Origin of the sequence: Bacteroides intestinalis (assembly GCF_003464595.1) — a bacterium.
Lineage (GTDB): Bacteria > Bacteroidota > Bacteroidia > Bacteroidales > Bacteroidaceae > Bacteroides > Bacteroides intestinalis_A.
In genome coordinates this window covers 1-22,556 of sequence record NZ_QRZF01000013.1, presented here as the reverse complement: position 1 = coordinate 22,556, position 22,556 = coordinate 1, and the positions used below count along the sequence as shown (strand labels likewise).

The 22,556-nt window shown below is 42.5% G+C and carries 20 protein-coding genes; 15 read left to right on the top strand and 5 right to left on the bottom strand.

Annotated elements, in window-relative coordinates:
- Positions 1-29 precede the first annotated feature (29 nt).
- The 5 genes from DWW10_RS16925 to DWW10_RS16905 all read left to right on the top strand — a co-directional run bounded on the left by DWW10_RS16925 (position 30) and on the right by DWW10_RS16905 (position 5,400).
- Positions 30-986 carry an NAD-dependent epimerase/dehydratase family protein gene (locus tag DWW10_RS16925; protein ID WP_022393905.1) on the top strand — a complete coding sequence of 319 codons (957 nt, stop codon included), beginning with the start codon at positions 30-32 and terminating at the stop codon, positions 984-986.
- A 22-nt stretch (positions 987-1,008) separates the two neighbouring features.
- Entirely contained in the window at positions 1,009-1,857 is an 849-nt protein-coding gene (locus DWW10_RS16920) for a DUF4348 domain-containing protein (RefSeq protein WP_022393906.1), read from the top strand.
- A gap of 28 nt (positions 1,858-1,885) precedes the next feature.
- Complete coding sequence (gene murB / locus DWW10_RS16915) at positions 1,886-2,866, top strand: UDP-N-acetylmuramate dehydrogenase (protein ID WP_022393907.1); 981 nt, start codon at positions 1,886-1,888, stop codon at positions 2,864-2,866.
- A 27-nt stretch (positions 2,867-2,893) separates the two neighbouring features.
- On the top strand, positions 2,894-3,658 hold the full coding sequence (locus DWW10_RS16910) for an MBL fold metallo-hydrolase (RefSeq protein WP_022393908.1): 765 nt from the start codon (positions 2,894-2,896) through the stop codon (positions 3,656-3,658).
- Positions 3,659-3,768: 110 nt separating this feature from the next.
- Positions 3,769-5,400 carry a hypothetical protein gene (locus DWW10_RS16905; RefSeq protein ID WP_022393909.1) on the top strand — a complete coding sequence of 544 codons (1,632 nt, stop codon included), beginning with the start codon at positions 3,769-3,771 and terminating at the stop codon, positions 5,398-5,400.
- 87 nt (positions 5,401-5,487) lie between these two features.
- Here the strand turns inward: DWW10_RS16905 and DWW10_RS16900 are convergent, their stop codons facing one another.
- Positions 5,488-5,862, bottom strand: a complete 375-nt coding sequence (locus DWW10_RS16900; protein WP_118223851.1) for a DUF3127 domain-containing protein — start codon at positions 5,860-5,862, stop codon at positions 5,488-5,490.
- 177 nt (positions 5,863-6,039) lie between these two features.
- On the opposite strand from DWW10_RS16900, the gene dnaN reads away from it, so the two are divergent.
- From dnaN to DWW10_RS16860, 8 genes are all read left to right on the top strand, one after another.
- Positions 6,040-7,164, top strand: a complete 1,125-nt coding sequence (dnaN, locus tag DWW10_RS16895) for a DNA polymerase III subunit beta (RefSeq protein WP_022393911.1) — start codon at positions 6,040-6,042, stop codon at positions 7,162-7,164.
- A gap of 119 nt (positions 7,165-7,283) precedes the next feature.
- Positions 7,284-8,054 (top strand): 3'-5' exonuclease, encoded by a 771-nt coding sequence (locus DWW10_RS16890; protein WP_022393912.1) that lies wholly within the window; start codon positions 7,284-7,286, stop codon positions 8,052-8,054.
- Positions 8,055-8,058: 4 nt separating this feature from the next.
- On the top strand, positions 8,059-9,273 hold the full coding sequence (gene coaBC, locus DWW10_RS16885) for a bifunctional phosphopantothenoylcysteine decarboxylase/phosphopantothenate--cysteine ligase CoaBC (RefSeq protein WP_022393913.1): 1,215 nt from the start codon (positions 8,059-8,061) through the stop codon (positions 9,271-9,273).
- A gap of 30 nt (positions 9,274-9,303) precedes the next feature.
- The gene (gene porD, locus DWW10_RS16880; RefSeq protein WP_022393914.1) at positions 9,304-10,185 is read left to right on the top strand and encodes a type IX secretion system protein PorD; all 882 of its coding nucleotides are present in this window, start codon (positions 9,304-9,306) and stop codon (positions 10,183-10,185) included.
- A 36-nt stretch (positions 10,186-10,221) separates the two neighbouring features.
- Complete coding sequence (gene recN / locus DWW10_RS16875) at positions 10,222-11,886, top strand: DNA repair protein RecN (protein ID WP_022393915.1); 1,665 nt, start codon at positions 10,222-10,224, stop codon at positions 11,884-11,886.
- Between the two features lie 37 nt (positions 11,887-11,923).
- A complete protein-coding gene (gene rlmB / locus DWW10_RS16870) occupies positions 11,924-12,664 on the top strand; it encodes a 23S rRNA (guanosine(2251)-2'-O)-methyltransferase RlmB (protein WP_007664967.1) in 741 nt (246 codons plus the stop codon).
- 3 nt (positions 12,665-12,667) lie between these two features.
- A complete protein-coding gene (locus DWW10_RS16865; protein ID WP_022393917.1) occupies positions 12,668-14,371 on the top strand; it encodes a serine protease in 1,704 nt (567 codons plus the stop codon).
- Between the two features lie 241 nt (positions 14,372-14,612).
- Complete coding sequence (locus DWW10_RS16860) at positions 14,613-14,987, top strand: RidA family protein (RefSeq protein WP_022393918.1); 375 nt, start codon at positions 14,613-14,615, stop codon at positions 14,985-14,987.
- On the opposite strand, the gene DWW10_RS16855 is transcribed toward DWW10_RS16860, so the two are convergent.
- Entirely contained in the window at positions 14,955-16,208 is a 1,254-nt protein-coding gene (locus tag DWW10_RS16855) for a bifunctional folylpolyglutamate synthase/dihydrofolate synthase (protein WP_022393919.1), read from the bottom strand. The genes DWW10_RS16860 and DWW10_RS16855 overlap by 33 nt on opposite strands.
- A gap of 178 nt (positions 16,209-16,386) precedes the next feature.
- Here DWW10_RS16855 and DWW10_RS16850 point away from each other — a divergent pair, with 178 nt between their 5' ends.
- Together DWW10_RS16850 and DWW10_RS16845 are read left to right on the top strand one after the other, a co-directional pair.
- Positions 16,387-17,712, top strand: coding sequence for a PhoH family protein (locus DWW10_RS16850; RefSeq protein ID WP_118223798.1), 1,326 nt, complete (start codon positions 16,387-16,389; stop codon positions 17,710-17,712).
- A gap of 150 nt (positions 17,713-17,862) precedes the next feature.
- Positions 17,863-19,770, top strand: coding sequence for a polysaccharide biosynthesis protein (locus DWW10_RS16845; RefSeq protein ID WP_118421944.1), 1,908 nt, complete (start codon positions 17,863-17,865; stop codon positions 19,768-19,770).
- A 118-nt stretch (positions 19,771-19,888) separates the two neighbouring features.
- Here the strand turns inward: DWW10_RS16845 and DWW10_RS16840 are convergent, their stop codons facing one another.
- Genes DWW10_RS16840 through DWW10_RS16830 form a run of 3 tightly spaced genes read right to left on the bottom strand, consistent with a single transcriptional unit; the run spans position 19,889 to position 22,039 of the window.
- Positions 19,889-20,866, bottom strand: coding sequence for a dihydroorotate dehydrogenase-like protein (locus DWW10_RS16840; protein ID WP_022393922.1), 978 nt, complete (start codon positions 20,864-20,866; stop codon positions 19,889-19,891).
- Positions 20,867-20,891: 25 nt separating this feature from the next.
- Positions 20,892-21,560 (bottom strand): YggS family pyridoxal phosphate-dependent enzyme, encoded by a 669-nt coding sequence (locus tag DWW10_RS16835; protein WP_118223796.1) that lies wholly within the window; start codon positions 21,558-21,560, stop codon positions 20,892-20,894.
- Positions 21,561-21,574: 14 nt separating this feature from the next.
- Positions 21,575-22,039 (bottom strand): DUF4494 domain-containing protein, encoded by a 465-nt coding sequence (locus DWW10_RS16830; RefSeq protein WP_007664937.1) that lies wholly within the window; start codon positions 22,037-22,039, stop codon positions 21,575-21,577.
- Positions 22,040-22,556 lie beyond the last annotated feature (517 nt).

Below are 22,556 nucleotides of genomic sequence, written 5' to 3'. Positions count from 1 at the left end.
AAGTATGGAGTACCTTATAAATAAGTCGTATGAAGAATATTTTGGTAATTGGAGCAACCGGACAGATAGGTTCGGAACTCACATTGGAATTGCGTAAACGTTATGGGGATGACCATGTTATCGCTGGATACATTCCGAGTGCTATGCCTAAAGGGGAATTAAAGGCATCAGGTCCTTCAGCTATTGCCGACGTGACCGACCGTCAGTCTATTGAAGTGGTGGCACGCCAATTCAAGATTGATACGATTTATAATCTGGCAGCTTTGCTTTCGGTGGTTGCTGAAAGTCGTCCGGCCATGGCTTGGAAAATCGGTATAGACGGATTATGGAATGTACTGGAAGTGGCACGCGAGTATGGTTGCGCAGTCTTTACCCCGAGCTCCATCGGTTCGTTCGGAGAAGCTACACCTCATGTGAAGACGCCGCAAGATACGATTCAGCGTCCCCGTACTATGTATGGTGTAACCAAAGTAACTACCGAATTATTGAGCGATTATTATTATACTAAATACGGTGTAGATACCCGTGCGGTTCGTTTTCCGGGTATTATCTCCAATGTGACCCCTCCGGGTGGAGGTACTACCGACTATGCAGTCGATATATTTTACTCCGCAGTGAAGGGCGAAAAATTTGTATGTCCTTTGAAGCCTGGTACTTACATGGATATGATGTATATGCCTGATGCGCTGAATGCAGCTATTTCATTGATGGAGGCTGCTCCGGCACGTCTGAAGCATCGGAATGCTTTCAATATCGCTGCCATGAGCTTTGATCCGGAAGAGATCTGTCAGGCTATCAAGAAGCATGTGCCCGACTTTGAAATGGTATATGAAATTGATCCATTGAAGCAATCTATTGCCGACAGTTGGCCTGATAGTCTGGATGATACCTGTGCTCGTGAAGAGTGGGATTGGAAACCGCAGTATGATTTAGAGTCCATGACGGTGGACATGCTTGAAAAGTTAAGAGCTAAACTAAATAAGTGACCTGATGAGGTCTCGGTAAAGAATGAGAAAAATAGGATTGGGGTTCTTTCTTCTCGTTTTCTTGATGTCATGCGGCAACAAGAAAACGAAGATGGACCCTTTTGCGACAATCACCAATTTGGTGGATTCAGCTTCACATAAGGCTGATACTGTGCCGGAGGTTGAAGAGGATAACGACCCTAAGCCCATAGAAGCGGATGAATCATTTGATGATTTTATCTATAGTTATGCTTCGGATGACGCCCTGCAACGGCAGCGGACCAAGTTCCCGTTGTCTTTTTACAATGTCGATACACCTTCGAAAATAGAGAAGGAGGACTGGGAACATGATTATCTGTTTACCCAGCAGAGTTATTATACATTGCTCTTTGATGATGAAGATGATCTGGAATTGGTAGGAGATACTGCACTCACTTCTGTACAGGTGGAATGGATTTTTCTGGAAAACCGCATGGTGAAGAAATACTATTTTGAACGTACTAAGGGGGTATGGATGCTGGAAGCTATCAATCTCCGCCAGATAGAACAGGGCGAAAATGAAGACTTCGTTGCGTTTTACTCTCGCTTTGTAACCGACAGCATTTATCAGAGTCGACATATCCGGGAACCTTTGGAGTATATCACAATAGATCCGGATGATGAGTTTTCTATTCTGGAGACTACGCTTGACCTGAATCAGTGGTATGCCTTCCGCCCTGTATTGCCTGTGGATAAATTGTCCAATATCAATTATGGACAGAAGAATAGTGATAACTCAAATACGAAAATCCTGAAAGTGAACGGGATTGGAAATGGATATACTAATATCTTCTACTTCCGCAGACATCGCGGAGAGTGGGAGCTATATAAATATGAGGATACGAGCATTTAATAATTAAAAATTAATAATTAAAAATTAAATGAAGATACCGAATACATTCGGGCTTAATGTGGAAGCTGCCGTGTTTCTGGAATACGGTTCGGTAGGAGAATTGGAGAAGTTGATTGCCGACGGGCGTATTACTTCTCCTTATCTGCATATTGGCGGAGGGAGCAATCTGCTGTTTACCGGAAATTATGAAGGAGTGATATTGCATTCGCGTATTGGTGGCATTGAAGTAACGGCTGAAAATGAAGAAAAGGTTTCGGTGCGTGTAGGTGCCGGTGTGGTATGGGATGATTTCGTGGATTATTGCACGGAACGTGGCTGGTACGGTACTGAGAACCTGTCTCTTATACCTGGTGAGGTAGGAGCGGCAGCTGTACAGAATATTGGTGCCTATGGTGTAGAGGTGAAAGACCTGATTTCTTCTGTGGAAACGGTGAACATACAAGGAATGAAACATGTTTACCAAGTGGATGAATGTAATTACTCATACCGGAACAGTATTTTTAAAAGTCCGGAAATGAAGCAGGTATTCGTCACGTATGTTTGTTTCTCTCTGAGTAAGAAAGAACATTATACGCTGGATTACGGCACGATTCGCCAGGAACTTGAAAAGTACCCGAAAGTGGATTTGAAAACATTACGCCGGGTAATCATTAGTATTCGTGAAAGTAAACTGCCTGATCCGAAACTGCTGGGTAATGCCGGGAGCTTTTTTATGAATCCTGTCGTTTCGCGTGAAGTCTTTGAGGCTTTGAAGGAAGAGTATCCTCAAATGCCCTTTTATGAGATGGGGACTGACCGGATAAAAATTCCTGCAGGCTGGATGATAGACCAGTGTGGTTGGAAAGGTAAAACGCTGGGACCTGCCGCTGTGCATGATAAGCAGGCGTTGGTATTAGTAAACCGGGGTGGGGCAACGGGAGCTGACATTGTAGCCCTTTCGGATGCTGTGCGGGCGTCAGTTCGCGAGAAGTTTGGCATTGATATTCATCCCGAAGTGAATTTTATTTGAAAGATTGATAATTAATAGGTAATAGACGTGAAACTAAGAATATTAGGGAGCGGAACATCGACAGGAGTGCCTGAAATAGGTTGTAAGTGTGAAGTTTGTACTTCTGCCGATCCGCGTGATAACCGTTTGCGTGCATCGTCTTTGTTGCATACGGATGATGCGGTGATATTGATTGATTGTGGACCGGATTTTCGGGAGCAGATGTTGCGTGCAGCTTCGTTTGAAAAAATAGATGGAGTGCTGATTACCCATGAACATTATGACCATGTAGGTGGGCTGGATGATCTCCGTCCTTTCTGCCGTTTCGGTGAAATACCTATATACTCCGATGAGTATACGGCAACTCACTTGCGAGCACGGATGCCTTATTGCTTTCTGGAACATAAATACCCGGGTGTTCCTCAAATTTTCTTGCAGGAAGTGGAAGCCGGAAAAACGTTCTTCATCAATAATACGGAGATTACTCCTTTGCAGGTGATGCACGGGCGTCTGCCCATTCTGGGGTATCGCATCGGTAAACGTATGGCTTATATTACAGATATGCTGACTATGCCCGAAGAATCCTATGAACAATTACATGGCTTGGATGTTCTGGTTGTGAATGCCTTACGTGTAAAACCGCATCCTACGCATCAGAGTATTTCCGAGGCTTTGGAAACGGCGAAGCGCATTGGCGCACGGGAAACTTATTTTATCCATATGAGTCATCATGCCGGATTGCATGCCGAGCTTGAAAAACAGCTTCCGCCTGATGTACATTTGACCTTTGACGGTATGGAAATTGAGTTTTGAGGCACAGGCATTCTAAAACTTTTTTTATATCTACTAAAGTTTTTGAAACATTTGTTTTGTTTTATTAGTAGAAATAATTATTTTTGCCGAAACTTGATGCCTGAAAAACCATGAAGTTACGTCTTATCATAAGAATTGCCGTGATTGTGTCCATAGTATTGCTATGTACGGGGTTCGGGGTGTATTCATTCTTCAGGTTGAATGAGGTGGAGAGTCAGAAAGATTTTAATCTTTATACTTTAGTCCCTCAAAGTGCAATGGCTGTGTTGGAGACAGATCGCATGGCTGAGTTGGTTGATGGTATCAATCAACTGAGTTGCAGCAAAGATAATCACTTCCTTTATGCTTCCGAACTCTTTGTCTATCTGAAAAACTATCTGCATACCTTGCTCGATGATACTCCGCATGGCCTTAGTAAGCAGATGAATAAAATGCTTATCAGTTTCCATGAACCGGATAACCCATTGAATCAGGTGTTGTATTGCAGTCTGGGTTCGGGCGATTATGAGTTGGTGGAGTCGTTTATCAGGAAATATAGTTCCAGTGCATTTCCTTCTAAATTCTTTGATTACAGGGGTGAAGAGATTAGTATTTATCCTATGCCTGAGGGGCGCTTTCTGGCGGCGTATTTCACACCGGACTTCCTGGCTATTAGTTTTCAGAAACGATTGGTGGAACAAGTGATCGATGCACGGCTTTCTAAGAAATCGTTAATAGATATGCCCTCATTCAAACTGATGCATGCAGGAAAGAATACGAATGTAGAAGCTACGGTGTATGTGCGCATCAAGTCGGTAGATATGGGGAAAAATACGGATGGCATTCGTTCGCAAACCTATTTGGGAAGTTGGGCGGAGTTTGATTTGAAGCTGAATGAAACTGCCATTTATTGTTCAGGTATCAGTCATGGCTCGGATACTACACGTACTTTTATCAATGCTTTACGCCATCAGCAACCTGTGGAGGGGTTTCCGGGAGAACAACTTCCACTCTCTACTTTCTTTTATGATTGTTGGGCTATTTCAGATATGGATGCCATGTGTAGTTTTACGGCAGAGCAGGAATATGCCAAAGCTACCTATTCCGATTATATCAAAGAGAGGGATGAGGAGTGGATGGACTTTCTGAAGACTTATGCGGGAGATCAGGTGATTTCTTGCCTCTTCGAGCCGAAAGATACATTAAGTGAGTATCCATGTGCAGTGATGAGTGTTCCGGTGAAGAATATGTCGCAGGCTGAACGTCGTTTGCAATCATTGCTTTATACTTCTCCCAAGGAAGTGGATGCACCTCCTGTTCCGCAGGAGCGTCCTGATTATCATCTTTATCCCAAAGCATGGGGACACCGTTATTATGTATTGCCTCGAAATACTTTACTGACCCAGTTGACAGGTATCACGGAATCGGCTCTTTATACATATATCTGTTTTTATCGTGGACATTTGTTGATGGCGCCGGATGTGGTTAGTCTTACTGCCTATATAGATGCTATGGAAAATGGAGAGGTACTGGATGATACGCCGCTTTACGAGGAAGGAATAGGAAGTCTTTCGCCATCGTATAGCTTTGTGATGATGGTGGATATGGAAAGGATGGTAGAACAACCGGAAACTTATGTACGCCTGATACCTAACTTTTTCTTTCGCCAGGCGAAGTTTTTCCGCCACTTTATACTTTCTATACAGTTTACTTGTGTAGAAGAGGTGGTATATCCGAATTTGGTGCTTTTATACAAAGGGTAAATGGGAGGTTCAAAATACCTGTAATTATATAATAAAAAAGAGGAGAATTATTCTCCTCTTTTTTATTATACCTGAATTTTATATACTTTAGAATGGTAGGTCGTCTTTAGCATCACCTGCCAGGAATTCCGGTGCGGCAGTCGGTGCCGGTGGCGGAACAGGTGCACCCGGTACACCGGCAGGAGCTGCAGCGCTGACACGCTCTACTTTCCATGCACGGATACTGTTGAACCAACGGTCTTGCCATTGGCGTGCATCCACATCAAATGATACGGTCAGTTCTTCGCCCATCTGGATGTTAAACTGTTCTATTTTGTCTGCTCCGAAAACATCGAAACACATTTTGCGGGGATATTGGCCGTGGTCTTCAATCACGTATTCTTGTGCTTTCCACTCATTGCCCGACTTTGCCACTCCGCCTCTTGGCTGGAGTATAGCGATAATTTTTCCTGTAAATTCCATTGCATTCTTTTTAAATGATGCGGCGAAGTTACAATTTTTTAGGGAAATCCGGAGAAGTTCCGGGCGTTTTTTCTTAATTTTCTTTGTTGTGGGAAGATCTTTTTTTGTAACTTTGTCCGATACTATGAAGTTATAGTACGAATAGGGAATAATATAAAACTTAAATACACAGAACATATGAAATTTATCGTTTCGAGTACTGCGCTCTCCAGCCATTTACAGGCTATCAGCCGTGTGATTAATTCGAAGAATGCGTTGCCCATTTTGGATTGTTTCCTCTTTGAACTGAAAGATGGAACATTGTCGATTACTGTTTCTGATAGTGAAACGACGATGGTAACATCAGTTGAAGTGAATGAAAGTGATGCTGACGGACGTTTTGCCGTGGCTGCTAAAACAATCCTGGATGCTTTGAAGGAAATCCCTGAGCAACCGCTGTCGTTTGAAGTGAATACTGATTCCTTGGAAATCACAGTACAGTATCAAAACGGTAAGTATAGTCTGATGGGGCAAAATGCCGATGAATTTCCTCAATCGGCTATGCTGGGCGATAATGCCGTACGTGTAGAGATGGAAGCATCCGTATTGTTGGGTGGCATTAATCGTGCCGTATTTGCTACGGCTGATGATGAACTTCGTCCGGTGATGAATGGTATCTATTTTGATATCACCACAGAAGATATTACAATGGTGGCATCTGATGGTCACAAACTGGTACGTTGCAAAACATTAGCGGCCAAAGGTAATGAACGTGCAGCATTTATTCTGCCTAAAAAACCGGCTTCGTTGATTAAGAACCTGTTGCCTAAAGAACAAGGACAGGTTGTTATTGAGTTCGATGAGCGTAATGCTGTATTTACATTGGAGAAATACCGTATGGTATGTCGTCTGATTGAAGGACGTTATCCTAATTATAATTCGGTAATACCGCAGAATAATCCTTATAAAGTGACTGTGGACCGTATGCAGCTGGTAGGTGCACTGCGTCGTGTATCTATTTTCTCGTCACAGGCAAGCAGCCTTATCAAGTTGCGTATGCAGCCCAATCAGATTGTGATTTCGGCCCAGGACATTGATTTCTCTACTTCTGCCGAAGAAACTCTGGCTTGCCAGTATGATGGCAATCCGATGAGTATCGGATTTAAATCGACTTTCCTGATTGATATTTTGAATAATATTGCTGCTGATGAAGTGATAATTGAACTGGCAGACCCGTCACGTGCAGGTGTCATCATCCCCGTTGAACAAGAAGAAAATGAGGACTTGCTGATGCTGCTGATGCCGATGATGCTGAATGATTAAAAAAATAATAGAGTTAACGAGGAACGAGTTGACAAGGAGACAAGGGCTGTGCTGTTATGCCGGGAATGCCTTGTTCCCTTGTCAACTCGTTCCCTTGTCAACTGTAAAATAGAAGAATAATGAAATTAAACCTCAAAAACCCGATTGTTTTTTTTGATTTAGAGACGACCGGAACGAGTATCAATGTAGACCGTATCGTTGAAATCTGTTATCTCAAAGTACATCCCAATGGTAATGAGGAAGCAAAAACACTTCGTATTAATCCGGAAATGCATATTCCCGAAGGCGCATCTGCCGTTCATGGTATCTATGATGCAGATGTGGTAGATTGCCCTACCTTCAAGGAAGTGGCCCGTACCATTGCCAATGATATAGAAGGATGTGACCTGGCAGGATTTAATTCCAACCGTTTTGATATTCCCGTGCTGGCGGAAGAATTTCTTCGTGCCGGTGTAGATATTGACCTGAGTCGCCGCAAGTTTGTGGATGTACAGGTCATTTTCCATAAATTGGAGCAACGTACACTTTCTGCTGCTTATAAATTCTATTGTGGAAAGAATTTGGAGGATGCACATACGGCGGCAGCTGATACACAAGCCACTTACGAGGTGCTGATGGCACAGCTGGACCGCTATTCGGAATTGCAGAATGACATCGCTTTCCTGGCTGAATATTCCAGCTTTAACAAGAATGTGGATTTTGCCGGACGTATGGTTTATGATGATAATGGCGTGGAAGTATTCAACTTTGGGAAATACAAAGGGATGTCGGTGACAGATGTATTGAAGCGTGATCCGGGTTATTATAGCTGGATACTGAACAGCGACTTTACACTGAATACCAAGGCAATGTTGACTAAGATTCGTTTACGTGAATTAACTAATAAGTAGTATCATGGCGAATACACTGAAAGGGAAGAAAATTGTATTAGGTATAACCGGAAGTATTGCTGCCTATAAAGCTTGTTATATAATCCGGGGGTTGATAAAACAAGGTGCTGAAGTACAGGTTGTCATAACTCCTGCGGGGAAAGAATTTATAACTCCAATTACGCTTTCGGCGCTGACGGGTAAACCGGTTATCAGTGAGTTTTTTGCCCAGCGTGACGGTACATGGAATAGCCATGTGGATCTGGGCTTATGGGCGGATGCTATGCTTATAGCTCCGGCTACTGCTTCAACAATTGGCAAGATGGCCAACGGTGTGGCTGACAATATGCTGATAACGACTTATTTGTCGGCTAAAGCTCCGGTATTTGTGGCACCTGCCATGGATCTCGATATGTATGCCCACCCTTCTACGCAAAAGAATCTGGATACGCTTCGTTCTTATGGAAATCATATTATAGAACCGGGTACAGGAGAACTTGCCAGCCATCTGGTAGGTAAGGGGCGTATGGAAGAACCGGAAGTCATTATTCAACATCTGGCGAATTATTTTGCCGGGAAAGAAGGTGATTTGCGAGGTAAGACCATTATGATCACTGCCGGACCTACTTATGAGAAGATCGATCCGGTACGTTTTATCGGGAATTATTCTTCCGGTAAGATGGGGTTTGCTATTGCAGATGAATGTGCTGCCCGCGGAGCTAAGGTCATTATGATATCAGGTCCGGTGCAACAGCAATTGAAATATCCGGCAAATTGGTTTGCAGTGGAATCGGCAGATCAGATGTATGCTACGGCGTGTAACTTTTTTATGGAGGCTGATGCCGCTATTCTTTCGGCTGCTGTTGCCGATTTTACACCGGAACAGGTTGCTGATGCCAAGATAAAGCGGGAAAAGGAAGGGGAAATGACGTTGCGTTTGAAACCTACGAAAGACATAGCCGCTTGTCTGGGACAGATGAAGAAAGATCGCCAGGTGCTGGTAGGTTTTGCTTTGGAAACGAATGACGAGCTGCATAATGCTGAAGATAAGTTGCAACGGAAGAATCTGGATTTTATCGTGTTGAATTCCCTGAATGATAAGGGGGCCGGTTTCCGGTGCGATACGAATAAAATCAGTATCATCGACCGTGAAAGTAAGACGGACTTTCCGTTGAAATCAAAAGCGGAAGTAGCTGCGGATATTGTAGATCGTCTGGTGGAAGTATTGAAGAATAAGTAAATATAGCTAGTGAGGAATAAGATACTTTATATGATTCTGCTTCTGGTTGTGGTGGTGTTAAAGTCTGCTGCCCAGGAACTGAATTGTAAATTTACGGTGAATTATTCTCAGATACAAGGTACGAGTACACAGGTTTTCACTACGCTTGAAAATGCTTTGATGGAGTTTATCAATACCCGTCGGTGGACACAGGCGCAGTATGAAATGAATGAACGGATTCGTTGCTCTATGAACTTGACTGTGAAAGAGTATAATGAGGCGGACGGGCGTTGGAAATGTGAGTTGATAGTGCAGTCTACACGCCCTGTCTGGCAATCCGGTTATCAGACGGTAGTTTTTAGCTTTAAAGATACGGATGTTGCTTTCAACTATCGTGAGTTTGATCCGCTGGAACTGCGGGATAATGTTATTGACAGTAATCTGACGGCAGTAATTGCTTATTATGCTTATATGATTATCGGACTGGACATGGACACGATGGCTCCACAAGGTGGTACGGAGGTTTTTCGGGCGGCTGAAGATATTGTAACAGCTGCACAGAATCTTGGTGAAACCGGTTGGAAAGCGTTCGATAGCAGTCGGAATCGTTATGCGTTGGTTTCCGATTATCTGGAAGATGGTATGACGCCTTTGCGTAAATTGATGTATGGGTATCATCGTACAGGTATGGATGAACTTTCAGTGAATGCTGCCCGTGCCCGTGCTACAATAACCTCTATGCTTAGTGGTCTGAAAGAGGCGCAGCAGAATAAACCTATGTCGGCATTGCCCGGTTTGTTTACTGAAACAAAAAAAGATGAATTGATTAATCTTTATTCCCGTGCTGCAATGAAGGAAAAAGAAGAGGTTTGTGAGCTGCTTTCTTCTGTCAATCCTTCGTTGACTACCGAGTGGGAAAAGATAAAACAATAATAGGAAGTGAGTAAGATTTAAAATTGTAAATAAGTCATGTTACGTTCGCTTTACATACAGAATTACGCGCTTATAGAAAAGCTTGATATTAGCTTTGGTGCAGGTTTCTCCGTTATCACGGGTGAGACGGGTGCCGGTAAGTCTATCATACTGGGTGCTATCGGCTTGTTGCTGGGTCAGCGTGCCGAAGTAAAAGCCATTCGCCAGGGTGCATCGAAGTGTGTGATTGAGGCCCGTTTTGATATTTCAGCTTATGGTATGGAGCCTTTTTTTGAAGAGAATGAACTGGAATATGAAGAAGAGTGTATCTTGCGTCGTGAGGTGTATGCATCCGGCAAGAGCCGTGCCTTTATCAATGATACTCCGGCTTCGCTTGTACAAATGAAAGAACTTGGGGAACAGTTAATTGACGTGCACTCTCAGCACCAGAATCTTTTGTTGAATAAAGAAGGATTCCAGTTGAATGTACTCGATATATTGTCTCATAATGATGAACAACTTTCCGCTTATCAATCTTTGTACAGAGAATGGAAGCAGGCACAACAGGACCTGGCTGAACTTATAGCCCGTGCAGAGCAGAATAAGGCAGATGAAGACTATATCCGTTTCCAGTTGGAACAGTTGGAAGAAGCGAATTTATCTGCAGGTGAACAGGAAGAACTGGAACAAGAGACGGATACATTGAGCCATGCTGAAGAAATAAAGGCCGGTTTGTTCCGCGTCGGGCAGTTGCTGACCTCTGATGAAGGCGGTTTGCTGGCTGGGTTGAAGGAAAGTCTGAATACAATGCTTGGTCTGCAAAAGGTCTATTCTTCGGCTACAGAACTTGCTGAACGTCTGGAAAGTACATATATTGAATTGAAAGATGTTTCTCAGGAGGTTTCTTCTCAGGAAGAGGATGTCGAGTTTAACCCTGAGCGTCTGGAAGAGGTGAACGATCGGTTGAATCTGATTTATACCTTACAGCAAAAGCATAGAGTAACTACCGTAGAAGAGTTGCTGGCGCTTACTGAGGAATATGCAGCAAAGTTGGCAGCCATTACTTCTTATGATGAACGCATCGGTGAGTTGACCACTCTTTGTGATACCTTATATAATAAGGTGAAAAAACAGGCTGCTGTTCTTACCAAAGCCCGTGCCGGTGCTGCCCGTGAAGTAGAGAAGCAGATGGCTTCACGTTTGGTTCCGCTGGGTATGCCTAATGTGCGTTTTCAGGTGGAAATGGGAATGAGAAAAGAGCCTGGCGTACACGGTGAAGATACTGTAAACTTTCTCTTTTCTGCCAATAAGAACGGCGCATTGCAAAGCATTTCATCGGTAGCTTCCGGTGGTGAGATTGCACGTGTCATGCTGTCCATCAAGGCTATGATAGCCGGTGCGGTGAAATTGCCCACTATTGTATTCGATGAAATAGATACAGGAGTATCCGGTGAGATTGCCGACCGTATGGCGGATATTATGCAGGAAATGGGCGAACAGGATCGCCAGGTAATCAGTATTACCCATCTGCCGCAAATTGCTGCGCGTGGATGTGCACATTATAAAGTATATAAACAAGATAATGAAACCGAAACCAACAGCCACATACGCCGTCTGGCAGATGAGGAGAGGGTAGAGGAAATAGCCCATATGCTAAGTGGTGCTACTTTGACAGAAGCTGCTTTGAATAATGCAAAGGCGCTTCTTGGTATCAAAAGATAGCCTTTAATTTTAAATTATTAATTTTTAATTCTCAAAGATGGTTGATAAGAGTGAAATGATTTTCGGCGTTCGCGCTGTGATAGAAGCAATACAGGCAGGAAAGGAAATCGATAAGATTCTGGTGAAGAAAGACATTCAGAGCGATTTATCCAAAGAACTTTTTGCTGCATTAAAAGGAACTTTGATTCCGGTGCAACGTGTTCCGGTGGAACGCATTAACCGCATTACCCGTAAGAACCATCAAGGGGTGATTGCTTTTATTTCATCCGTTACGTATCAGAAGACAGAAGATTTGGTGCCCTTCCTTTTCGAAGAAGGCAAGAATCCGTTGTTCGTCATGTTGGATGGTGTGACCGATGTTCGTAACTTTGGTGCCATAGCCCGTACCTGTGAGTGTGCAGCGGTAGATGCTGTTATCATTCCTGCTAAAGGAAGTGTAACGGTGAATGCAGATGCAATGAAAACATCTGCCGGGGCATTGCATGTGCTGCCGGTTTGCCGTGAGCAGAATCTGAAGACTACATTGCAATATCTCAAAGATAGTGGTTTCCGCATTGTGGCAGCTACGGAAAAGGGGGACTATGATTATACCAAAGCTGATTATACGGGACCGATGTGTATCATAATGGGAGCTGAGGATAAAGGTGTTTCCTATGAGAACCTGGCTCTTTGTGATGAATGGGTGAAAATCCCGATGCTGGGTACTATCGAGTCGCTCAATGTTTCTGTTGCGGCAGGTATTTTGATTTATGAAGCTGTGAAACAAAGAACCAACTAAGATATGAAAAAGAACTTGTTGTTGACGCTCGCCCTCTGTTTGCTGGCACAGTGGAGTGTAGCTCAGGCACCCAAATGGGTGGAAAAAGCCAAGCGTGCTGTTTTCTCGGTAGTCACGTACGACGAGAGTGATAAGATACTCAATACGGGAAACGGATTTTTTGTTACCGAGGATGGGATGGCTCTGTCTGATTATAGCCTGTTTAAAGGTGCGCAACGTGCCGTAGTCATTAATTCAGAGGGGGCACAAATGCCTGTGGAAGTTATCATGGGAGCAAACGACATGTACGATGTTGTGAAGTTCCGTGTAGCGATCTCAGGGAAAAAAGTACCTGCATTAGTGGTATCTCCTACGGCTCCGACTGTAGGTACAAGTGTCTACTTGCTGCCTTATTCTACACAGAAGGACCGTTCTTATACTACCGGACAGGTGAAAGAAGAATCTAAGGTAGAGGGACAATACCATTATTATACGCTTAATATGCATCTGAAAGACAAGATGGTAAGTTGTCCGGTAATGACTGCTGACGGACAAGTTTTCGGTCTTGCACAGAAATCTTCAGGAAAAGATACAGCTACCATTTGCTATGCGGTAGGTGCTGATTATGCTATGGCTCAAAAGATCAGTCCTCTTTCTTTTAATGATCATGCTTTATCAAGTATTGGCATTAAGAAAGCATTGCCCGATACAGAAGAACAAGCGCTGGTATATCTTTATATGGCTTCTTCACAACTAACCCCGGAGAAATATGCCGAATTGCTGAATGATTTTATTGCCCAGTATCCTAACAGTGCCGATGGTTATCTTCGTCGTGCCAACAGTCAAATGTATTTGTCGAAAGAAATAAGTTCGATGGATAAGGTGGCTGCTGATATAGATAAGGCACTTGAGGTAGCACAAAAGAAAGATGATGCATACTTCAATCGTGCCAAATTAATTTATAATTATCAGTTGACTAAACCGGAAACCACCTATAAAGATTGGACATATGACAAAGCATTGGATGAAGTTCATAAAGCAATAGCAATTGAGGAACTTCCGGTTTATGTTCAGTTGGAAGGCGATATTCAGTTTGCTAAAAAAGACTATGCAGCAGCTCTTGCCAGTTATGAGAAAGTAAATAAAACCAATATTGTTTCTCCTGCTACATTCTTCAGTGCTGCTAAGACAAAAGAATTGATGGAAGCAGCTCCGGAAGAAGTGCTGGCTTTGATGGATAGCTGTATAGCACATTGCCTGCAACCGTACACTGAAGATGCTGCCCCTTATCTGTTGGAACGTGCCCAAGCACGCATGAATGCCGGACAGGGGCGTAATGCAATGCTTGATTATGATGAATATTATAAAGCTGTGCGTGGTAATGTGAACGATGTGTTCTACTATTACCGTGAACAAGCTGCTTTCCAGGCAAAACAATTCCAACGTGCGTTGGATGATATGGCAAAAGCTATTGAACTCAATCCGAATGAGTTGACTTATCGTTCGGAACTTGCTGCGGTGAATATTCGCGTGGGTAGAAATGAAGAAGCTATTAAAGTTCTGAAAGATGCCTTGACAATTGATCCTAAATATGCTGAAGCTTACCGTTTGATGGGAGTTGCACAATTGCAGTTGAAACAGAATAAGGAGGCTTGTGCTAGTTTTGCGAAAGCAAAAGAACTGGGTGATCCGAACGTTGATGCCTTGATTGAGAAGCATTGTAAGTAGTTGTAATATAGATGATATGTTTGTAAAAAAGGCTCGGCTTTCACAAGCCGAGCCTTTATCGGGAAACTCCCGTGTCAAAAAAGAATTAGCTAAGTCTAGGTTTTTAAAACAGGTATAAGTGAATTTTTCTTTTGTGTATAATCCTATTAGGTAAATGCATGAAGTTGCAGAATACTGCATAGAATATCTGTTTTTTTTCTTGCATAAATCATAAATTGTTGAATATTAAAATATTATTGGAATGAAAAAAGTAATTTGCAGTCAGAAAGCACCGGGAGCTATCGGTCCTTACAGCCAGGCTATCGAAGCGAATGGAATGATATTTGTATCTGGTCAGTTGCCTATTGATGCAGCTACCGGACAGATGGCAGAAGGGGCTGAAGCACAGGCCCGCCAGTCATTGGAGAATATTAAGCATATCCTTGGAGAAGCAGGTTTGACGATGGCAAATATTGTCAAAACTACTGTTTTCCTGCAAGATATGTCATTGTTTGCAGATATGAATAAAGTATATGCCACCTATTTTGATGGTGATTTCCCTGCTCGTTCAGCTGTTGCAGTGAAAGCTCTGCCGAAAGATGCTTTAGTGGAGATCGAGTGTATCGCGGTTCGCTAACAGATCAGCAACAATAAAGCTACTGCCTCCTACGAAGATAAAGTCTTCCGGGAGGCTTTTTTCTTGTGCCGCTTGCACGGCGGAAGGAACATCCGGGTAACAGCTTCCTTGTAATCCGGCTTCAGAAGCAAGCTGGGAAAGTTCATTTTCGGGTAATGCGCGTTTGACGCTGGCTTTCGTGAAATAATATTCAGCGTCTTTGGGCAGCAATGCCAATACGCCACGTATGTCTTTGTCATTCACCATACCTATAATCATATGTAGCTTTCGGTAAGATTGCTGTTTCAACTGCTCTGTGATATAGGTGATACCACCTACATTGTGTCCGGTATCACATATCAGAGTAGGGGTGTCCTGCAATTTCTGCCAACGTCCCATCAGTCCGGTTAGTTCACAGACATGGGCAAAACCACTACGGACGGCCTGCTCACTCAGATTGTATCCGGCTTGCTGTAGCTGTGCGATGGCAGTGAGTAAAGTATGGGTATTCCTAGTTTGGTATAGCCCTTTCAGCTCACATTCCAATCCGGGGTATTCATCTTTTTGGTTTTCTTCTGCAAAGAAAATGGGTGCATCCACTTCGCGAGCCTTTTTTGTAAATACAGGTTTTGTTTCGGGAGTAGTTTCTCCGATCACAACGGGTATTCCGCTTTTGATAATACCGGCTTTTTCGCTTGCTATCTTCTCTAATGTATTACCGAGGAACTGGGTATGATCGAAACTTATATTGGTGATAATACATAAATCAGGATGTATAATATTGGTACAATCCAGTCTTCCACCCAGTCCTACTTCAATAACTGCTACATCTACATGTTCATCGGCGAAATAACGGAATGCCATGGCAGTAGTCAATTCAAAGAAAGAAGGATGCAGAGGTTCAAAGAAATTTCGTTCTTTTTCTACAAATCGGACTACATACTCTTCCGGGATGGATTGCCCATTCACCCGAATACGCTCGCGGAAGTCTACAAGGTGTGGAGAAGTGTAAAGTCCTACCCGATATCCTGCTTCCTGCAAAATGGCAGCAAGCGTGTGCGAACATGAGCCTTTTCCATTAGTTCCCCCTACATGGATGCTGTGGAAGTTCCGGTGCGGGTGTTCGAAGTGTTCGTCCAGTGTCAGTGTATTCTCTAAGCCTTCCTTATATGCTGAACTTCCCACCTGTTGAAACATGGGGACACTGTTATATAAGTATAATAAAGTGTTCTGATAATCCATCTTTTAAAATATTTAACGAGAAAGCAAGTCATTCTCTCTTTTTAATTCCTATCTTAGAAGCTGCAAAGATAATGCAAACTGAGAGCAGAATAAAATGAACTTGTTCATTTTTTATGTCGAAGTGCAGCTTATCTTCGCTTTGGAGGCAAATATATCAACAATTTAAATCTAAAAGAGTATGGGAGCAAAGAAAAATTTTGTGATTGATACGAATGTAATCCTTCACGACTATAACTGTCTTAAGAATTTCCAAGAGAACGATATTTATCTTCCCATCGTAGTTCTTGAAGAATTGGACAAATTCAAGAAAGGGAATGAACAGATTAACTTCAATGCCCGTGAATTTCTCCGTGAACTCGATTTGATAACCGATGACAGTCTTTTCTACAAAGGCGCTCCGCTGGGCGAGGGACTGGGACGCTTGTTTGTGATAGCCGGTTCGGTGGATGCTCCGGAGGTGTCCGACTCATTCCCCGAGCGTATTCCCGATCATAAGATTCTGGCTGTAGCGGACTGGTTGACGCGCCAGAAGAAGGACATGAAAACCATCCTGGTGACTAAGGATGTGAACCTCCGGATGAAAGCACGTTCCATAGGTCTGCTTTGTGAAGATTATATCAACGACAAGGTGATAAATGTGGATATATTTGAAAAATCAAATGAGGTGTTTGAGGGAATTGATCCTGCTTTGATAGATCGGATTTATTCTTCCAGAGAAGGACTGGATATCAATGAGTTTGATTTCAAAGATATCATTCATCCGAATGAATGTTTTATCCTGAAAAGTGACAGGAACAGTGTGCTTGCTCGTTACAATCCTTTTACACATTCCATTTGCCGGGTAAATAAAACAAAGAACTATGGCATTGAACCCAGAAATGCCGAACAAAGTTTTGCTTTCGAAGTGTTGACTGATCCTAATATTAAGTTGGTTGCTCTGACGGGTAAGGCTGGTACGGGAAAGACATTGTTGGCTTTAGCAGCTGCCCTTAGTCAGATGAATGATTATAAACAGATTCTGCTGGCACGTCCGATTGTTGCTCTATCCAATAAAGACATTGGTTTTCTGCCGGGTGATGCAAAAGAAAAAGTGGCACCATATATGCAACCCTTGTTCGATAATCTGAATGTCATTAAGCGTCAGTTTGCTTCTAATTCTACTGAAGTAAAACGTTTGGAAGATATGCAGAAAAGCGAGCAACTGGTAATCGAGGCGTTAGCCTTCATTCGTGGACGTAGTTTGAGTGAAACTTATTGCATCATTGATGAAGCACAAAACTTGACTCCACATGAAATAAAAACGATTATCACCCGTGCTGGCGAAGGAACCAAAATGGTGTTTACCGGTGATATCCAGCAGATAGACCAACCGTATCTGGACAGCCAGTCCAATGGTCTGGTTTACATGATTGACCGTATGAAAGATCAGAACCTTTTTGCTCATGTGAATTTGTTAAAAGGAGAGCGTAGTCAACTAAGTGAATTAGCTAGTAATTTGATGTAACAGAGCTTCATAGGCAATAAATATGGCGACAAGGTTATATACGTAACTTTGCCGCCATTTAATTTTATCACACATTTTTATCTTTTTCTTCCCATATTTGATAAAAAATAATGTATCTTTGCCTCGCCTAAAACAAAACTGTCAAACGAAATGAAACATAAATTTTTTCATCGATACCTTTCAGCAAAGGTATTGCCGATTTGGACTATTCTGTTGATCGATGTATTGATAATCGTTGTATCCAGCCTGTTGGCTTATGCACTTCGATATGATTTCCGGAGTATTTTCCTGGAATCCTCTACCATTGACAAAACGATTGTATGTACAGTCATTGTCAACTTGGTATTCTTTCGGATATTCCGCACATATTCCAATGTGTTGCGCTTTTCTTCGTTTATAGATATTATGCGCATCTTCGTTTCATTGACAGTGTCTTATGCGCTGCTGATGATTTCGAGTGTACTTTTATCAAGCTACATGGATGTTCGCCTGGCACCTGTGAGCGTATTCTTCATGGCATATATTATCAGTTTTGCCATGATGTCTTGTTCGCGCATTGTTGTGAAGATGTTTTATGAACTTCTGAATTTCGATGGAAGTCATAGTGCCAATGTTTTTATTTATGGTGCTAAGGAGGCAGGAGTCAATATTGCTAAAGCATTGCGTGTAAATTTGCGTAATCACTACCGTCTGCGTGGTTTCATTGCCGATGAGCCGGAGCTGATAAATAAGGTGATGATGGGAGTGAAAGTATTCGCCAATGACGAAACGCTAATTGATGTACTGAATGATCGGGATGTACATACCATTATTATTTCTCCAGCCAAGATGGAGGAACTGAAAAGATCTGATATGGCTGACCGTCTTCTGGCTCATAACATCAAACTAATGACTGCGCCTCCTTTGAGTGAATGGAGTGGGCAGACTTTGAACCGTACCCAACTGAAAGAAATACAGATTGAAGACCTCTTGCAACGTAATCCTATTGAGATCGATATCCATAAGGTAGCCTCTCATTTGGAAGGAAAACGGGTGATGATAACCGGTGCTGCCGGTTCTATCGGTAGTGAAATTATGCGTCAGGTAGCCTCTTTCAATCCTTATAAGTTGATTCTGGTAGACCAGGCAGAAACTCCGTTGCATGATATTCGTCTGGAGTTACAGGACCGTTGGCGTGATATTGATGCGGAAACGATTATTGCAGATATTTCCAATGCTACGCGCATGGAAGATATCTTTAGAGAATATAAACCTCAGTATATTTTCCATGCGGCCGCTTATAAGCATGTACCGATGATGGAAGACAATGTTTCAGAGTCTATTCAGATTAATGTGTATGGAACCCGTACTATTGCTGATTTGGCTGTGAAATATGGAGCTGAGAAGTTTGTAATGATCTCCACCGATAAAGCTGTAAACCCGACAAATGTGATGGGATGCTCCAAACGTATTTGTGAGATCTATGTACAGTCTTTGGCGAAGAAGCTGCAACAGAAAGGTGGGCATGTAACCCAATTCATTACGACACGTTTCGGCAATGTATTAGGTTCAAACGGTTCTGTAATTCCCCGCTTCCGCGATCAGATACAACGTGGTGGTCCGGTGACTGTTACTCATCCTGAAATTATCCGTTATTTCATGACGATTCCTGAAGCTTGCCGCCTGGTACTCGAAGCCGGTAGTATGGGAAATGGGGGTGAGATTTATATCTTTGATATGGGTAAACCGGTGAAGATTGTAGATCTTGCCAAACGTATGATCAGTCTTTCAGGACGTACGGATGTGAAGATTGAGTTTACAGGACTACGCCATGGAGAAAAATTGTATGAAGAGTTGCTGAATGTAAAAGAGTTGACCAAACCGACCTACCATGAGAAGATCATGATTGCAACAGTCCGTGAATATGATTATGACGAAGTAAAAGAGCGTATCCAAAAACTGATAGATGTTAGTTATACCTATGATCAGATGAAGATTGTGTCAGCTATGAAGGATATCGTTCCTGAATTTATCAGTAAGAATTCATGTTTCGAAGCATTGGACAAGAAAACGGATTGAGTCATCCTGTAAGGAAGTAGTAATAAATAAATGTAATGCCCCGTAACAATATACGTTAGATACACTAACAATATATGTTACGGGGCATTACGTATAATGATATGTTGTGTGGTTCCTGTTATTTTCTGCTGGAGAAATATTTCATGAACTGAGTACGTTCGAAGGTATTCACACCATTCAAATCGCTAACATTCAACATTCCTTTGAATTGAGAGATTGTTTCCATTCCTTTACGATCCATCCATAAATTCAGGAAACGGGTATATTCTGCTACAAGTGCATAACTGTTTTGATAGAATGCGCTACAGATTTCTACGGCTGAAGCTCCTGCAAGAATTGCTTTTACGATTCCTTCGGGAGAATGAATACCGCCTGATGCTGCGTAATCCAGCTTGTTTACTGCTGCTGAGGCAATACCTATCCAGCGTAAAGATTTAACCAGATCAGCTCCTGTACTGAATACATTTCCTGAGATTTGCTTCATCTTCTCGATATCGATATCCGGCTGATAGAAACGATTGAACAATACAACAGCGGCAGCTCCATTGGCATATAACTGGTCTATCAGAGCTATCGGATTAGTAAGGTTGTCGCCCAACTTCATAATGATCGGAATGCGAACTGTCTTTTTGATGTGGCTGAGAATATCAATATGACGTTGTTCAAATGAACCGTAATTGTACTGAACACCTGTTTGTAACGCCAAAATATTAATTTCTATAGCATCGGCTCCTGCAGCTTCCATTTGTTGTGCAAAGCCTACCCATTCAGCATCCTGATAGCAGTTGATACTGGCAATAACAGGAATAGGACATACTTTCTTAGTCTCTTTAATCAATTCCAGATATTCAGACAGCTTATGCTGGCGGACGTATTCTACCAGGTAATCACTGCCTTCCGGGTACATATTCGGATCTCCGAGCCAGTCAGCTTCCATCATGATCTGCTCCTCGAAAAGAGATTTCAGAACAATGGCACCGACACCGGCTTCATAGAATTTCTGATTTTTTTCAGCACTATCAGTTAAGCCTGAACTGCTGACGATAATCGGGTTTCTTAATTCTAACCCGGCAAAAGTAGTTTTTAATGTTGCCATGGTAATAATGTTTAATGAATAATGATTAATACGTTCTGTCTCCAAAGATTTTGCTTCCTACGCGTATCAGAGTACTTCCAGCCGCAATAGCTTGGTGATAATCGTGGGACATTCCCATGGACAACTCCCGAAAAGCCTCTGTGTCGGCAAACCATGAGTCTTTCACTTCTTTGAAGAAGCTACTTAATGAACAAAATTCCTTCTCTATTTGTTCATTGTCGTCTGTATTTGTCGCCATGCCCATCAAGCCGCATAATTGTATGTTACTGAGAGTTTTCCATTCACCTTCCGCTAACATATCCCGACATTCGTCAAAACTGAAACCAAATTTAGTCTCTTCCTCTGCAATGTGTAGTTGCAGCAGGCAGTTGACCACTTTCCCGGCCTTTTCGGCCTGTTTATTGACCTCAACAAGAAGCTTGTATGAATCAATGCCGTGAATCAGGGCTACGTAGGGTACAATATACTTTATTTTATTAGTTTGCAGATGCCCGATAAAATGCCATTCAATGTCTTTGGGAAGGCTTTCGTACTTGGCAGTCATTTCTTGCACCTTACTTTCACCGAACACTCGCTGCCCGGAGCGATAGGCCTCTTCTATCGCTTCATTGGGGTGAAATTTGGAAACAGCTACCAATCGCACCCCTTCAGGTAGTTCGTTCAGCACTTGTTGAAGATTATCTGCAATATTCATGATACTAATATATATTAAACCTCCGGTTTATCATTGGGTTCTGCACTGTACGGATATACATCCATAAGAGGTGTTTCGGACACTAAAGCGATTTGATAATCAGCCATTGTACCCTTCATACCTTCATCCAGCTTCTTAACGGCATCACGGAGGTCGGCAGCCTGTACCAAGACCTGAGTAGATGTTTTCTTTTCAGCTCCGCTCTTTTCATCCAGAGTGATGAAGACCAGTTTGCATTTGAACCAGCGATCTGCGGCTTCTTCTTCGCTTGGGAATAATTCGCTATAGTTAGCACGTTTGATGTCCGATACCGTAAACTCTCCTGAAATAAACGGTGTCATTTCCTCAATAATACGTGCTTCTGCTTCCGTGAAGCTGAGTGCGTCTACCAGATAAGGTTCGGTTACTTTCTTGTTCATTCCGTTTTCCATTACTTTCTCGTAACGGATTTTGCACTCAAACCATGTATGCATTGCCATAATTTCTTTGTTTTTTAATTATGAATTTATATTCTTGTTATAAAACTGACCACAAAGATAATGCAAACGAAGGGTAGAATAAAATGAATCTATTCATTTTTTTATGGGAAGAGCGGAATTGAAATCTTACAGAGATGCGGTCGTTTTCTTTCATGGTAACTCTTTTTATCCCCCATGCTAATCCTGTTCGCATGTCGCGGTAAAGGCCGTTACATGACGCGGTAAAGGCCGTTACATACGGTGGTAAAGGTCGTTACAATATGGGGTAAAGACCGTTACATGCTGAGGTATGACTATGCCTGTAAACGGTTTACACTCTCTAATAATCTCTTCCTGATTCATTGTACAGAAACCTGAAAGTCTTCCTGGTTTGCTTTACATTACTTCTTGATTCTTCCTGTTTTACTTTACAGGCTTTTCAAAGAGTTCCTGCTTTGCTATACACAGCTATAATGTTTGACAAATAGCTATATATAAGTACTTTCATTGTTTCAAAGTTAAATAAATACGATTAAAT

Coding starts and splice junctions, on each gene's coding strand:
- DWW10_RS16850 (WP_118223798.1), top strand. CDS start 16,387: ATGGGAGCAAAGAAAAATTTTGTGATTGATACGAATGTAATCCTTCAC.
- DWW10_RS16905 (WP_022393909.1), top strand. CDS start 3,769: ATGAAGTTACGTCTTATCATAAGAATTGCCGTGATTGTGTCCATAGTA.
- recN (WP_022393915.1), top strand. CDS start 10,222: ATGTTACGTTCGCTTTACATACAGAATTACGCGCTTATAGAAAAGCTT.
- DWW10_RS16865 (WP_022393917.1), top strand. CDS start 12,668: ATGAAAAAGAACTTGTTGTTGACGCTCGCCCTCTGTTTGCTGGCACAG.
- DWW10_RS16830 (WP_007664937.1), bottom strand. CDS start 22,039: ATGGCAATGCATACATGGTTTGAGTGCAAAATCCGTTACGAGAAAGTA.
- DWW10_RS16890 (WP_022393912.1), top strand. CDS start 7,284: ATGAAATTAAACCTCAAAAACCCGATTGTTTTTTTTGATTTAGAGACG.
- DWW10_RS16920 (WP_022393906.1), top strand. CDS start 1,009: ATGAGAAAAATAGGATTGGGGTTCTTTCTTCTCGTTTTCTTGATGTCA.
- porD (WP_022393914.1), top strand. CDS start 9,304: ATGATTCTGCTTCTGGTTGTGGTGGTGTTAAAGTCTGCTGCCCAGGAA.
- DWW10_RS16835 (WP_118223796.1), bottom strand. CDS start 21,560: ATGAATATTGCAGATAATCTTCAACAAGTGCTGAACGAACTACCTGAA.
- murB (WP_022393907.1), top strand. CDS start 1,886: ATGAAGATACCGAATACATTCGGGCTTAATGTGGAAGCTGCCGTGTTT.
- DWW10_RS16860 (WP_022393918.1), top strand. CDS start 14,613: ATGAAAAAAGTAATTTGCAGTCAGAAAGCACCGGGAGCTATCGGTCCT.
- rlmB (WP_007664967.1), top strand. CDS start 11,924: ATGGTTGATAAGAGTGAAATGATTTTCGGCGTTCGCGCTGTGATAGAA.
- DWW10_RS16925 (WP_022393905.1), top strand. CDS start 30: ATGAAGAATATTTTGGTAATTGGAGCAACCGGACAGATAGGTTCGGAA.
- DWW10_RS16855 (WP_022393919.1), bottom strand. CDS start 16,208: ATGGATTATCAGAACACTTTATTATACTTATATAACAGTGTCCCCATG.
- coaBC (WP_022393913.1), top strand. CDS start 8,059: ATGGCGAATACACTGAAAGGGAAGAAAATTGTATTAGGTATAACCGGA.
- dnaN (WP_022393911.1), top strand. CDS start 6,040: ATGAAATTTATCGTTTCGAGTACTGCGCTCTCCAGCCATTTACAGGCT.
- DWW10_RS16900 (WP_118223851.1), bottom strand. CDS start 5,862: ATGGAATTTACAGGAAAAATTATCGCTATACTCCAGCCAAGAGGCGGA.
- DWW10_RS16845 (WP_118421944.1), top strand. CDS start 17,863: ATGAAACATAAATTTTTTCATCGATACCTTTCAGCAAAGGTATTGCCG.
- DWW10_RS16840 (WP_022393922.1), bottom strand. CDS start 20,866: ATGGCAACATTAAAAACTACTTTTGCCGGGTTAGAATTAAGAAACCCG.